Origin of the sequence: Mesorhizobium sp. M7A.F.Ca.CA.001.04.2.1, from assembly GCF_003998485.1 — a bacterium.
In the GTDB taxonomy this organism is placed as follows: Bacteria; Pseudomonadota; Alphaproteobacteria; order Rhizobiales; family Rhizobiaceae; genus Mesorhizobium; species Mesorhizobium ciceri.
Map to the genome: position 1 here is coordinate 1 of NZ_RZQT01000152.1, position 12,931 is coordinate 12,931.

At 61.6% G+C, this 12,931-nt stretch carries 10 protein-coding genes, 1 tRNA gene and 1 pseudogene; 7 read left to right on the forward strand and 5 right to left on the reverse strand.

The features are described 5' to 3' along the window. Positions 1-877 (reverse strand): annotated as a pseudogene (locus EN955_RS29940) (Ppx/GppA family phosphatase); the annotation flags it as partial. 378 nt (positions 878-1,255) lie between these two features. On the opposite strand from EN955_RS29940, the gene EN955_RS29945 reads away from it, so the two are divergent. The 6 genes from EN955_RS29945 to EN955_RS29975 all read left to right on the forward strand — a co-directional run bounded on the left by EN955_RS29945 (position 1,256) and on the right by EN955_RS29975 (position 7,383). Continuing rightward, on the forward strand, positions 1,256-2,188 hold the full coding sequence (locus EN955_RS29945) for a lysylphosphatidylglycerol synthase domain-containing protein (protein ID WP_024505761.1): 933 nt from the start codon (positions 1,256-1,258) through the stop codon (positions 2,186-2,188). 187 nt (positions 2,189-2,375) lie between these two features. After that, positions 2,376-2,449: transfer RNA gene (locus EN955_RS29950), tRNA-Gln, on the forward strand. A gap of 151 nt (positions 2,450-2,600) precedes the next feature. Beyond that, positions 2,601-2,957: a hypothetical protein gene (locus EN955_RS29955; RefSeq protein WP_024505762.1), complete on the forward strand. Its 357-nt coding sequence runs from the start codon at positions 2,601-2,603 to the stop codon at positions 2,955-2,957. A 264-nt stretch (positions 2,958-3,221) separates the two neighbouring features. Then, positions 3,222-3,854, forward strand: coding sequence for a hypothetical protein (locus EN955_RS29960; RefSeq protein ID WP_024505763.1), 633 nt, complete (start codon positions 3,222-3,224; stop codon positions 3,852-3,854). Positions 3,855-3,987: 133 nt separating this feature from the next. Next, positions 3,988-5,667: a hypothetical protein gene (locus tag EN955_RS29965; RefSeq protein WP_024505764.1), complete on the forward strand. Its 1,680-nt coding sequence runs from the start codon at positions 3,988-3,990 to the stop codon at positions 5,665-5,667. A 711-nt stretch (positions 5,668-6,378) separates the two neighbouring features. Beyond that, entirely contained in the window at positions 6,379-7,383 is a 1,005-nt protein-coding gene (locus EN955_RS29975) for a L,D-transpeptidase (protein WP_024505765.1), read from the forward strand. Between the two features lie 86 nt (positions 7,384-7,469). On the opposite strand, the gene EN955_RS29980 is transcribed toward EN955_RS29975, so the two are convergent. Beyond that, the gene (locus EN955_RS29980) at positions 7,470-8,156 is read right to left on the reverse strand and encodes a D-lyxose/D-mannose family sugar isomerase (RefSeq protein WP_024505766.1); all 687 of its coding nucleotides are present in this window, start codon (positions 8,154-8,156) and stop codon (positions 7,470-7,472) included. A gap of 191 nt (positions 8,157-8,347) precedes the next feature. On the opposite strand from EN955_RS29980, the gene EN955_RS29985 reads away from it, so the two are divergent. After that, positions 8,348-9,406, forward strand: coding sequence for a D-TA family PLP-dependent enzyme (locus EN955_RS29985; RefSeq protein WP_024505767.1), 1,059 nt, complete (start codon positions 8,348-8,350; stop codon positions 9,404-9,406). A gap of 33 nt (positions 9,407-9,439) precedes the next feature. On the opposite strand, the gene EN955_RS29990 is transcribed toward EN955_RS29985, so the two are convergent. The 3 genes from EN955_RS29990 to EN955_RS30000 all read right to left on the reverse strand — a co-directional run bounded on the left by EN955_RS29990 (position 9,440) and on the right by EN955_RS30000 (position 12,732). Further along, positions 9,440-11,071 carry a sulfotransferase gene (locus EN955_RS29990; RefSeq protein WP_024505768.1) on the reverse strand — a complete coding sequence of 544 codons (1,632 nt, stop codon included), beginning with the start codon at positions 11,069-11,071 and terminating at the stop codon, positions 9,440-9,442. Between the two features lie 40 nt (positions 11,072-11,111). Beyond that, positions 11,112-11,783 (reverse strand): outer membrane beta-barrel protein, encoded by a 672-nt coding sequence (locus tag EN955_RS29995; RefSeq protein WP_024505769.1) that lies wholly within the window; start codon positions 11,781-11,783, stop codon positions 11,112-11,114. Positions 11,784-11,970: 187 nt separating this feature from the next. After that, on the reverse strand, positions 11,971-12,732 hold the full coding sequence (locus EN955_RS30000) for a heme ABC transporter permease (protein WP_024505770.1): 762 nt from the start codon (positions 12,730-12,732) through the stop codon (positions 11,971-11,973). Positions 12,733-12,931 lie beyond the last annotated feature (199 nt).

Here is a 12,931-nt window from a genome sequence, read left to right on the forward strand (position 1 = left end):
AGACGACGCCGACCGGCAGCGACGTCCACGACACGATATGATTGGCCAACCTCGGCGAACGGCGGCCGGCGAGATCGATGAGCGCGATTTCCGACGAGCCACCGCCAATATCGAACAGCACGACGCCTTGGGTGTCGCGCTCGACCAGCGAGCCGCAGCCGGACACCGCCAGCCGCGCCTCGGTCTGGCGGTCGATGATCTCGAGTTTCAGGCCGGCCTCGCGTTCGACGCGGTCGATGAATTCGACGCCGTTTTCGGCCGTGCGGCAGGCCTCGGTGGCGATCAGCCGGGCTTTTCTGATCTTGCGGTTGCGCAATTTGTCGCCGCAGATTTTCAGCGCCTCGACCGCGCGGTCCATCGCCGGCTGGCCGAGCCGGCCATTGGCGGTGAGCCCCTCGCCCAGCCGGACGATGCGCGAAAAGGCGTCGATGACGCGGAACTGGCCATGCCGCGTCGGCACGGCGACCAACAGCCGGCAATTGTTGGTGCCGAGGTCAAGCGCCGCAAACACCGGAAGCTCATGGACCGGCGGCCGACGGGCGCCTTGTTCCGGCCGCGGCACAAGAGCGGCGGGCGAGACCACCGCTTCCGCCGGTCTGTGGGCCTCCGCCGCCGGGGCACCGGTTTTGCCTAGCGCCGGCGATCGATTCTCCGCGGGACGCGCTTCGTCGCGCGCAAAAACCTTGCGCCCGCGCCTTCGCTTGCGCCGCTTCTTGGGCTTGCCTTTGTGGGGTGCGTCGCCCGCCTGCCCGTCTGCCGAGCGGAGCTCCGTCGGGCGGCGTTGCTGCCAGCTTGCGTTCCCCGGGTCAGCCGACCGCTGGGAAGCGCTGGACACGCCCACCTCCGGCGCGCCGGCGCCGGTATCGTGGTCTTCCACTGTCGTTCCTTCCGGCGCCGCGCGAACCTATGATGGACGCAGCAGGCGCTTCAGTGTTTTAAGTTGTCGCCAGACTAACAGCGCCGTGCCCGATCACCAAGAGCCGCATGCCGAATTTTACCGGCAGGCCGCTGACCGCCGTTCCGGCGCGGCCGCGTGATGAATCCGCACGCCGCAGTTGCCGGCGCAACGCCTGCCGGCATCTCTTTCGGGCGCCCCACGGACAAATCTTGCCGGCCGCCGCTGCGACAAGGGTTCGCGGTTGAATAGCCGGCTTCGATGAGGCATTTCTGAAATGAGCGGAAGAATCCGGCAAAGCCGGCCTCCCACCAGCCACGAAAAAAGGAAGCGGACCCCGCAACGCATGGCAGTCAGGCAATGAACTGGAGACGCTATTTCTGGCCGGTCGTCGGTATCGCGGCGGTGATCTTCTCGCTGCTGCTGCTCTGGCACGAACTGCGCGGCGTTTCGCTCGACGATGTATGGGACGGTATCACGGCCATTCCGACCCGCGGCTGGATCCTTGCCGCGCTGAGTTCGATCATCGCCTATGCCTCGCTCGCCGGCTACGATCACATCGCGCTTCTGCATATCGGCAAGCGCGTGTCGTGGCTGTTCGTCACGCTGTGCTCCTTCACCACCTATGCGCTGTCGCACAACATTGGCGGTTCGGTGTTCTCGGGCGCCGTCATCCGCTACCGCGCCTACGGTACCAGGGGCCTGACCGGACAGGATGTCGGCGTGCTGGTGGCGGTCTGCTGGATCACCTTCGTGCTGTCGACGATTTTGGCCTCGGGCCTCGTTCTGGTGTTCGAGCCTGAGATACTCGACCGATTTTCCGGCATCGCCCATCATGGCCTGTCCGAAGCGGCCGGTATCGCGATGCTGCTGCTCGTCGCCGCCTATGTCTTCGGCAGCTGGCTGCATCTGCGCCCGCTGAAGATCGCCAGCTTTCAGCTGCATTATCCGGCGCTGCCGATCGTCGCCCGGCAGTTGCTGATCGGCCCGATCGAACTGCTGGCCGCAGCCGCGATCATCTTCTTCGCCCTGCCCGCAGCCCACAATCCCGGCTACTTCGTCATACTGGGCGTCTTCCTCGTCTCCTTCTCGATCGCGCAGATCTCGCATGCGCCGGGCGGACTCGGCGTGTTCGAGGTGGTGTTCCTCGCCGGCCTGTCAGACATGGATCCGGTCGGCGTGCTGGCGGCGCTGCTGGTGTTCCGGCTGTTCTACCTGATCGTCCCGCTGATTCTGGGCCTGGGCGTGGTGTTGTTCTTCGAACGCTCGCAGTTCAGCCGGACGGAGCCTTGAAGGCTGGAATTGGACTAGGCGCCGCGCGCCGGCATCTGAAGTGTGGCGTCCTGTCGAAACGTGCCATTGAAGCACAGAGCAGGCTTGACTATTTTCCGCTGGCGGCTACAAGGCAGCGCTCACAGCGGCTTGCCCGCTCGGCCCGCACGGTTTTCACGTTTATCGTGATATTCAAGATCGTGCCTGCTGGGGAATAGGTTAACGGTAGACCCACGGACTCTGACTCCGTTAGTCCTGGTTCGAATCCAGGTTCCCCAGCCACTCCTCTTCTCTCGATCAAGACAATCACCAACGCTCATCATCGTGAAATGCTCCCTGGCGACCACCTGACGGGATCCCAGCTATGGTGGGTTGCGGCGGGGTGACATTTATAGGATCGTCAAAGGATCGAAATTATCGAAGGAAGAACGGAATGCGCGCTTTGGTCTTCATCGGATTTCTGATGTTCGTTACTTTCTTGGTTGGCTGCACGACAGACAAGGGGAATGCCAGTCAAACCCAGACTGCGGAAGACAAGGCGCAGTGTACCGGCTTTGGTTTTAAACAAGGCACGGATGCTTTTGCCAATTGCATGATGAAGCTTTCGTCGCAGCGACAAGGCCAACAGCCCCAAGATCACGATGCACTCCTTCGCCGGTATAAGTCCTTAAGTATGGCTCGGCGCGGTGATGATCGGTATCCTGTATGCAGCGCCTCCGACATGGACAATGAACTCGATACTTCGGCAAATAAATGGATTGGCCCCAATTGCCAGATGGCACCAGATTAAGCGAGTGGAGTGCTGTACCAGCGACCCCGTCGAACGCGCCAAGCGTGAAATTCAAGACACCGCCAGCAACACCAGTCGATCCGACGAGCCGGCATATTTATTCCGGCGTTCGCCGCATCGCGCGCCGTGTCGTCACTTACCCTGCCTTCCTGTAGGCCGCCTCGGCTGCGTGATTTCCTTCGATGAAGCCGAGGCCGATTCCGGTCGCGCTCCACTCCCGGCACCCGGCCTCTGCTACATCGAGGAGCATGGAGCAAACGCGTAATGGTCAGTGACAGCCGATTCATTCTCGAACGCATCAGCCAAGGCTGCGTGACGCTCTCCGACGACGAATTCGTCATCGACAGGCTGGTCAAGTATTTCGGCAATGGCAGGATCCGCTGGCACGTCGAATTCCGCGGGCATCGCATCGAGCTGACGACAGGCCAGCTTAAGAAGCAGCCGACCTTCCGCAGGAAAATGCTCGAACAGACAGGGGTGCTGCCGCCCCAGCGTGCCGGGACCAACTACAGGCGATGGGCACTCGATCTGAGGAAGAATGCCGTCGAGCTTCCTTGGCGGGATAGGCCGGTGGATAGCGGCTTCGCCATCGACAGGCTCGCCAGCCACGGCGACGGGCGCTGGACGGTCGAATATCAGGGCAAGACCATCAAATTCACGACGACGAAACTCCGCAGGCAGGTGAGTTTCCGCAAACGCATGCTGGCCAAGGCCAAGGTGCTGCCGCCCGAGTTGACCCCGGCTGCCTATCGGAAGTGGATGGACTGGCTCATTCAAAACGCCACCGAGGCTGCTCCGCAGGCCGGCGATGCCTTGATGACCGAGAAAAGCTGGCTTGACGACCTGCCTGAGCTAGCCGGCTGGCAAAATGAAACGGTGCCCGAAGAGACCGGCTAAGGGCGGTAGTATCCAAATGCAAGCAGCGATGGCACTCGTTGCGTTTGCCATGCCTGCCAGTTTCGGCACACATTGATGGCGAAGGAGTCTGACCAGAGCTGGCTCGCTGGCAATCAGAATTGAATGAGACCACATGGACCGCTTCGACCTCGGCACCTACCGCCGCCCCATCTCCACTCGCTCGACAGAAACCCAGCGTTGGTTCGATATTGGCCTTAACTGGTGCTACGGCTTCAACCATGAGGAAGGCATCAAGTGTTTTGAGAAGGCGCTCGAAACAGATCCGGACTGTCCGATGGTGCATTGGGGCATCGCCTATGCCGCCGGGCCTTTCTATAATTTGACCTGGAAGGAGCATGGCGAGGCCGAAGCCGACAGCGCGACCAAGCGCTGCTTCGAGCATGTCCAGCTGGCGCGGGCCAATGCGGCTGCCGCCAGTAAGATCGAGAAGCGGCTGATCGAGGCGCTGGCCGCCCGCTTCCAGAAGCCACACCGGGTGAGCCTGGACGAATTCGAACGTTGGGATGACGCCTATGCCGCCGCGATGCGGCTTGTGTATCGGGACTTTCCCGATGACCATGATGTGATGGCCCTGCTGGTCGAAGCACTGATGATGCGCACGGTGCGGCGGCTGTGGAACCTCAAGACCGGCGCGCCGGCGCCGAATTCCGATGTCGTCGAGGCGCTCGACGTCTGCGAGCGGTCGATCCGGCTTGCCGATGAGGCCGGCGCAGCACAACATCCGGCGATCGTCCACCTGCACATCCATCTTCTGGAAATGTCCACGATGCCGGAGCGCGGCATGCGGTCAGCGGATCTGCTCGGCGAAATGTGCCCCGATGCCGGGCACATGAACCACATGCCGGGGCATATCTATGTGCTGTGCGGCGAGTATGAGAAAGCAAAACGCGCCAGCGAAAAGGCGGTGCGTGCCAACGACCTCTATCTCGCCTATGCCGACGAGCCGACCTATTATTTGCTCGGCTGCTGCCACGATCTGCATCTGATGATGTTCACCTGCATGTTGTCGGGCCAGTACCAGCCTGCATTGTGGGCGGCCGACAGAGTGCGCAGCCTGGTCGCGCGCGACGTGGTCGCCATCCAGGGCCGGCCAAAGCTCACGCAGACGGTGGAAGGCTACCATGCGATGAAATCGCATGTGCAGGTGCGCTTCGGCCGCTGGCAGGAGATCATCGACGAACCGGTCACCGAGGAGCCGGGCCTCTATGTGCTGACGGCGGCCATGCAGCGCTACGCCAAGGGTGTGGCGCATGCGACGCTCAAGCATTTCGCTGAGGCTGAACGTGAGCGCGAAGAGTTCCATCGGCATCTGAAAGGCATTGCGCCCGAGCGGCGCTTCCTCAGCAACCCGGCGCAAGCTTCGCTGGCTGTCGGTGCCGCCCTGCTCGACGGCGAGCTCGCGTACCACCAGGGCCGGCATGAGGAGGCGTATGGCCATTTGCGGCAGGCGGTCGAGCTTGACGACAATCTGTCCTACACCGAGCCGTGGGCCTGGATGCACCCGCCGCGCCATGCGCTGGCGGCGCTGCTTCTCGACCAGGGTCACGCGCAGGAAGCAGAACAGGTCTATCGCGACGATCTGGGCCTGAGCGGCACGGTGCAGCGCTGTGCCCAGCATCCGAACAATGTCTGGGCATTGCACGGGCTTGTGGAATGCCTGAAACGGCGCGGCGAGACCGATGAATTGCCGACATTGCAGACAAGCCTTGCAGCGGCGCTGGCCAAGGCGGACGTACCGATCACCTCGTCCTGCCTGTGCAGGACGAGCGCGCAGCAAGGCTGCTGTCACTGACGCGAAGTCTGCCTGTCGCCACTGTTGCGGCCGATCGGCTAGAGCAATTCCAGGAAAAGTGTGAAACGGTTTTCCGTCCGGAATTGCGTCAAAACAAGGAGTTAGAGCGGGTCGCCGTTTCCGTGAAACGGTGAACTGCTTTAGCCAAACAAATTGTCGACCAGATCGTCGTTGGCGGTGGAAACCTCGCCGCCCGGGTATGTCACCTGCCGATCAGCCAAGGCTCCATGCTGCGTCGCCCCACGCCTTCGATCAGCACGGAACAGTCTATCTCATCGTGAAGTTGGGCGTTTGGGTCAGACGAAAGCCAGGAAGCATAGGAGCGAAGCTGCTTGAGCCTGGCTGTTTTCTCAAGCCGTGCCTGGCGCTCATCCTCGGCTGGTTGAGCCGGTCCTTTGTTCTTCTGGGCAGGAAATTGCATCCTGGCTCTCCTCGGTCACCGAGCCTGTGGAGACGGACTCAATCGGGCGTTGGCCCGTTGTCGCTCCGGTCTCTGCGGTTCTGAAGCCAACACATGCGCTGACGGGAGTCGCCATTCATCTTGATGATGGCGGCCCCTTATCAACAATGCACCCGCGCCACCACCGGGTGCTCCTGGTCCGGGTTCACTGCGCGCACGGCACTCGGCAGTCGGACGCAACTGCAGGAAATGGAACCAGATCGGCCGTGCGACGTCATAGAAGCAGGTGCCTATACGGGAGTGTGACCTCCATGATCAGGCTCGTTCTTGTCGCGGTCGCCATGCTCGTCGTCGCATGCGATGCAACGGCGGCGGCAAAATTGGACGCGGCCGCCGTCAACAACGCCCAATTTGACGGCAGCGAAGCGAAAGGCGTCAGTGCGACCGTGCTGAAGGCGCAAATCCTCCTGGATCGTGCACGCTTCTCGCCAGGCCTGATCGATGGCCGCCAGGCGGAGAACTTCACCCGGGCAGTCAGTGCGTTCCAAGCGGCCAACGGATTGCCTGCCGACGGCAAGCTCACCCGCGAGACATGGGACAAGCTGGTCGCGACCTCCTCGCGCCCCGCGATTGAGACCTATGATTTGACACGCAAGGATGTGCATGGGCCGTTCACCAGGCGAATTCCGGCGCGCATGGAGAGGATGGCCCGCCTGCCCAGGCTGGCCTACCACAATGCCCTGGAAAAGATGGCGGAGCGCTTCCACATCAGCGAGCAACTGCTTGAACGGCTCAATCCCGGCATCGGCTTCAGGAAGGCGGGGCAAAAGCTGCTCGTGCCAGCTGTCACCCGAGGTGATCCGCCGCAAGACATCGCGAGCGTCGAGGTCGACAAGAGCGCTCGCCAGGTTCGGGTGCTTGACCCTTCCGGCAAAGTGCTTGCGACGTACCCCGCCTCGATCGGAAGTCAGGAGAAGCCCGCGCCGAGTGGCCAGGCGGAGGTCAAACGCGTGGTGCACCACCCAACCTATCATTACGATCCCGAGTTTGCCTTCAAGGGAGTGAGGAGCAAGCGCCCCTTCACGATCGCTGCCGGGCCAAACAATCCGGTGGGATCGGTCTGGATCGACTTGTCCATCGATAGCTACGGCATTCACGGGACTCCGGACCCAGGCAAGATCGGAAAGACCTTCTCGCATGGTTGCATCAGGCTGACCAACTGGGATGCCGAAGACCTCGCCTCTGAAGTGCAAAAAGGCACAAAGGTCGTCTTCAAGGACGAAGCGGCAGGATCGGTCGAACAAGGATCGCAGTAGGTAGGCGCTACGGCCTACCCACTTTCGACCGTGTGACTAGTCACACGGTCGTGTGACTGGCGTCGCCGAGGGCGTGGAGCGGCCCCTTACCCCAGCCACTTCTCGTAGTCGGACACCAGCAGATGGATCGGGGCAACGTCTTCGTCGATGTTGGAAAAACGGCCGATCGGTTCGCGAAACACATTGTCGGTGAGATCGTCGTTGACGGTGGAGACCTCACCGATCAGCACGTCCTTGCCCTCGGCCCAGAAGGCATGCCAGACGCCGGGCAGCAGCGTGACGCTTTGGCCCGGGTCGAGCTTCAGGAGCCCGCCCGCAGGCAGCCTGTGGATGGTTCCGTCGACCGGCACCGAAACCTCGGCCTTGGGATCGATGCCGCCGTCGCGGTCATGCATGAACAGTTCCAGCACCAGCTTGCCGCCGCCACGGTTGATGATGTCCTCGGCCTTGATGTTGTGGCGATGCATCGGCGATAGCTGATCCTTGCGCGAGATCATGATCTTCTCGGCATAGAGCATGCCCATGCCCTTCTTCATATCCTCGTAGCGGCCATTGCGAACGGTGAACAGGAACAGGCCGAGTTCCCTGAATTTCTCCTGACCGTAATCGGTGATGTCCCAGCCGAGCCGCGAGGTAAACACGGCCGCGGAGTCGGCTTGGCGCGCCTTCGCCTCCTGCGGCGACCAATAGGCGAAGGGCGGCATGATGTAGCCGAACGAGCGGATGAAAGCGTCGGCTTCGCGGATGATGTCGTTGATGGCGGAGCGCTTCATGATCATGATCCCTTCGTATCGATTTGTCTGGCAAATCGCATAGCCGAACGTCGATGCGGTGTCGATCCATCTCGCCGCCCTGCCCGGCCTTGCGCTTAGGCGCATGGACCACAGATCCGCTTCGCTGGCCGCGTGACATCGCGGATTTTCAGGGCCATAAAACCCGCGGATTCCTCATGGGGTGAAAGATGATGCCGACCGTCCACGACCTCGATACGCCGTCGATTCTCATCGACGCCGCGCGCGCCGAAGCCAACATTGCCCGCGCCCAGGCGCATGCCGACAAGAACGGGCTGAAGCTCAGGCCGCATATCAAGACGCACAAATTGCCCTATTGGGCGAAGAAGCAGGTGGCGGCCGGCGCCGTCGGCATCACCTGCCAGAAGATCGGCGAGGCCGAGGTGATGGCCGATGCCGGGCTGGCCGATATTTTTCTTCCCTACAACATCCTTGGGCACGCCAAGCTGGAGCGGCTTCTGGCGCTGCACGGGCGCGTCACCCTGTCGGTGACAGCGGACAGCATGGAGACGCTCGAAGGGTTGGCAGCCACCTTCACCGATGCCGGTCATCGTCTACCGGTGCTGGTCGAATGCGACACCGGCATGGGTCGCTGCGGCGTGCAGTCGGCCGATGAAGCGGTTGCGCTGGCAAGACAGATCGACAGAGCCGGTGGCCTCGCCTTCGGAGGACTGATGACCTACCCGGCCGCCGGGAAGGCAGCGGAGGCCGAAGCCTGGCTCGCCGACGCCAAGCAGGCGCTGGCCGCATCGGGCCTCGCCTGCGAACGCATCTCCAGCGGCGGCACGCCGGATATGTGGCGCTCCAGCGATACATCTGTTGTCACGGAGTATCGTCCAGGCACCTACATCTATCTCGACCGCTATCAGGTCGCCAAAGGCGTCGGCACGCTCGACGATTGCGCGCTGACGGTGCTGTCGACGGTGGTCAGCCATCCCACCGCGACGCGCGCTATCCTCGATGCCGGCAGCAAGGCGCTGTCCAGCGACACGCTGGGTCTCGCCGATTTCGGCGAGTTGCTCGGCGTGCCGGGAGCGCGGGTGACGGGCCTGAGCGAGGAGCACGGCACCGTCACGCTTTCGGGTGACGGCAAATTGCGCATCGGCGAGCGCGTGCGTGTCGTGCCCGACCATTGCTGCGTCGTCACCAACCTGTTCAACGAGGTCAATCTGATCGACGGCGACAAAGTGCTGGAAACGCTGCCGGTGGCGGCGCGCGGAAGAATGGGGTGAGACCGACGCGCCCGAACTGAACGCCAGATACACTCAGCGTTGAAGAACTGGACCCAGCGCGGCTTTCAATGGATCGAGGGCGTCGCCATACAGTTTCCAGCGCTCGACCGATGATGAATAGATCGGCTGGCGCACCTGCCAGCGGCTCGGCGTCCGCACCGTGCGCTCGGTTTCATGGAAACGGAGGCAGGCATCATCCCATTCGATCCCGAGGAACCCGATCAATCCACGGGCGCGGTTTTCGAAATCGGACACCGTTTCTTCGTAGGGCATGTCGAGGATATCAAGTGGAATGACCTTGGCCCAATGGCGCATCAAGCGATCATACTGCCGGTAATACTGCCCGAGCTTGGTCAGATCGGCATTGTAGCCATGTGCTTCGGAAAAGTTATGCATGAAGCAGGACGTGCAATTGTCCATCGGGTCGCGCCGGCAATGGATGATGCGGGCATTTGGCAAGATGAGGCTGATGAAGGCCAGCATCTCAAAATTATGCGGCATCTTGTCGACGACCAGCCGCGCCTTGCTGTTGCGCTTGCTGAGATCGTCAAGATATTTCGAGCCAAGCTCTTTCGCCTTGGCCGGAGTGAGTGCCGCCATGGCCTTGGTGAAGACAGAAGGATCGAGTTTGTCGAACCCGAGTTCACCGGCCAACGAGCGAATGGTCGACAGTTCGCCCGCGCCATAGATATCGCGATGACTGGCGCATATCTGCTCGGTCAGCGTTGTTCCCGACCGCGGCATGCCGACGATGAAGACCGGGCGTCTCGACGGATTTCCCATTTTCGGCCGCGCCGCGAAGAAGTCGGCATCGAAAGTGCCGATGAAGCTGTCGTAAAGCTGGGTGTGCCGGTCAATGTCGAAATCATTGCCGGAAATTGCCTTGGCCTGCGCGAAATGGCGGATGGCCAGGCGATACTCGCGCTGATCGTTGAGGATCTTGCCGGCGGCGTGGTGCAGCACCACCCGCTCGCGATCGGTTGTCATGGGCAATTCCAGGCGAGCCCGTATTAAAGGCAACGCTGGATCGTCCTTGACCGCCCGGCGCGCCAGCGCCATTCCGGCCAGCGCCTCGACATGGCTCGGGTCGATGGCAAGCGCGCGGCCAAAACATTCGACCGCCTCGGTCTGCCGGCCTATGTCGGTGAGCAGATCGCCCATACCGGCAAGGGCTGTCAGCGATTGGCTGTCTACCGCCAGCGCCCGGCGATAGAAACCTTCGGCGATGTCACCCTCGAGCTGGCTACGGTAGGACCGGCCGAGATTGCACAAAGCTTCGATGAGCCGGCCGTCAAGCGCGATCGCTTTCTTTAGATGTTTACGGGCGCGCTCGATGTCGCGGGTGACATTGTAGGCGTTGCCGAGATTGTTGCGGAAGATGGCATTGTCCGGTTCGAGCTTGACCGCCTTTTCCATATAGGCAATGGCGGCGTCATAATGCTCGGCCTCGATGGCCAGAGTGCCCATCAGGTTCAGCGCCATGGCATTTTTGGGCTGCGTGCGAAGCACCGTCTGGTAGCAAAACTCGGCCTCGCGAAAACGCTTGCGCCGTTGCAGGTCGATGCCGCGCTGCAATGTCTTTTCCGCCGGTTCACCGGCGGTCGGAAGAGAGGCTGGGATCATTGCCGGCAGACCCAAGGGCTGCCGGCGTGGCAAGAGCGGCATCCGTCAAATCCCGGTCGCGGCGTGCGACAGCCTGATCAAATCAGAATTTGAGGGTAACGCCCAGTTGGAGATTGTGGGAATACAGCTTGGCATTCTCGTATGTGCCGCCGCCATCATTGTCATCCAGATCCACGCTTGTCACCGCCTTGAACCGGTAGCCGAAGTCGAGGTCGACATTCTGCGTTACGGCGTAGGTAATGCCGGCGCCCACCTGGCCGGCAAAGCCCCAGCCGCCCGGCCCATAGCCATAGTCGTTACCGTCGAAATTCGTGTCTGCGGTAACGTAGGCGGCACCGAGGCCGCCGCCGACATAGAGCTTGGCATCGCCAAAGTGCGCGACGTCGGCCCAGACATTGGCGAGAAGGTAAGTAGCCGACAGGTTGCCGGAAGCCGGATAGTTATTCGGGCCGCCGTAATTGTACTCGCTTGCCTTGTAGCGTGCGTAGGACAGTTCGCCTTCGACACGGAACACATCGTTGATGCGTCGGCCGACAGCGCCGCCGATCACGAACCCGGTCTTAAGATCAACCGAATACTGGTCGCCATAGAAGTCGGTCTTCACATTGTTGGGGAAACTGGCTCCGCCAAACAGGGTGACATACCAGAGATCCTCCGCCCTCGGGGTGTCGACGATAGCATCGGCGGCGTGCGCCGAACTCCAGCCAAGTCCCAATGCGAATATCGATACCCCAGTCAGTAAACGCAATTTCATCGTTGATTCCCCGCCGAATAACAGTGACTGGCACTTGGCTCGGTTCAGGGGAAGATGTCAATGGACGGTCTAGTCGAGGCGACCTTTTGGGACATCTCGTTGCTGTACAGCAACACAGCAGAATTGTTTAGGCGAAAGCAGGAATAAGATTGCTGTTGGTTGCAATTCGAATGGCGAGAGGGGAAACCTAGTCCTGTCTTTCCGCCTGCCGAGCCGCGACCCTGCGCATGGCGATAATCCTGCGACGGCGGATTTCGGTGCGCATCGCCATCAGGTGCAGCGCGAAGAACAGCACGGTGAAGCCGAGCGCCATCACCAGAAGCGGCCACAGCAGGCTGGGGTCGATGGTGGAGCCGCCCATGCGGAACACCGAGGCCGGCTGATGCAGCGTGTTCCACCAGTCGACCGAGAACTTGATGATCGGGATGTTGATGAAGCCGACCAGCGTGATGATGGCGGCGGCCCAGGCGGCGCGGCTGGCATCGTCGAGCGCACGGGTCAGCGCGATGATGCCGAGATACATCAGGAACAGCACGAAGACCGAGGTCAGCCGCGCATCCCAGACCCACCAGGTGCCCCACATCGGCTTACCCCAGATCGAACCGGTGATCAGCGCCAGCGCGGTGAAGACCGCACCGATGGGGGCGGCTGATTTCAGCGCGACATCGGCCAGCGGATGCCGCCAGACGAGCGTGCCGAGTGCGGAAACCGCCATCAGCGTGTAGCACATCATGGCCAGCCAGGCGAAAGGCACGTGGATGTACATGATGCGAACGGTGATGCCTTGCTGGAAATCCTCAGGCGCGGCAAAGCTCATATAGAGCCCGACTGCGAGGATCAGTGCGGCGATCGTGGCCAGCCATGGCACGACCTTGTCCGCCAGCCCGACGAAGCGCGTCGGGTTGGCGAGATCCATCCAGCTTGTCAGGCGTGAAGTCGTGTCGCTCATGCGGTTCTACATAAACCGCCGCGGCGTTCGGGGCAATCGAGCGGTGGTGCAGCGCTTTGCCTTCTCCCCTGTGGGCTAGCGTGCGCACACATTTGCTTCGTGCTGTGGTCAAGCGTGAAGAAGCGACGCCGGAAAATGGCTTGAAGTGTTTGAATCGCATGTGATTCTGTAGCTGCCATTGTTCTGGAGGCTACGACGA

What these genes read in the sequence shown, in the direction of transcription:
- EN955_RS29945 (WP_024505761.1), top strand. Translation starts at nt 1,256, where the DNA reads ATGAACTGGAGACGCTATTTCTGGCCGGTCGTCGGTATCGCGGCGGTG.
- EN955_RS29955 (WP_024505762.1), top strand. Translation starts at nt 2,601, where the DNA reads ATGCGCGCTTTGGTCTTCATCGGATTTCTGATGTTCGTTACTTTCTTG.
- EN955_RS29960 (WP_024505763.1), top strand. Translation starts at nt 3,222, where the DNA reads ATGGTCAGTGACAGCCGATTCATTCTCGAACGCATCAGCCAAGGCTGC.
- EN955_RS29965 (WP_024505764.1), top strand. Translation starts at nt 3,988, where the DNA reads ATGGACCGCTTCGACCTCGGCACCTACCGCCGCCCCATCTCCACTCGC.
- EN955_RS29975 (WP_024505765.1), top strand. Translation starts at nt 6,379, where the DNA reads ATGATCAGGCTCGTTCTTGTCGCGGTCGCCATGCTCGTCGTCGCATGC.
- EN955_RS29980 (WP_024505766.1), bottom strand. Translation starts at nt 8,156, where the DNA reads ATGAAGCGCTCCGCCATCAACGACATCATCCGCGAAGCCGACGCTTTC.
- EN955_RS29985 (WP_024505767.1), top strand. Translation starts at nt 8,348, where the DNA reads ATGCCGACCGTCCACGACCTCGATACGCCGTCGATTCTCATCGACGCC.
- EN955_RS29990 (WP_024505768.1), bottom strand. Translation starts at nt 11,071, where the DNA reads ATGCCGCTCTTGCCACGCCGGCAGCCCTTGGGTCTGCCGGCAATGATC.
- EN955_RS29995 (WP_024505769.1), bottom strand. Translation starts at nt 11,783, where the DNA reads ATGAAATTGCGTTTACTGACTGGGGTATCGATATTCGCATTGGGACTT.
- EN955_RS30000 (WP_024505770.1), bottom strand. Translation starts at nt 12,732, where the DNA reads ATGAGCGACACGACTTCACGCCTGACAAGCTGGATGGATCTCGCCAAC.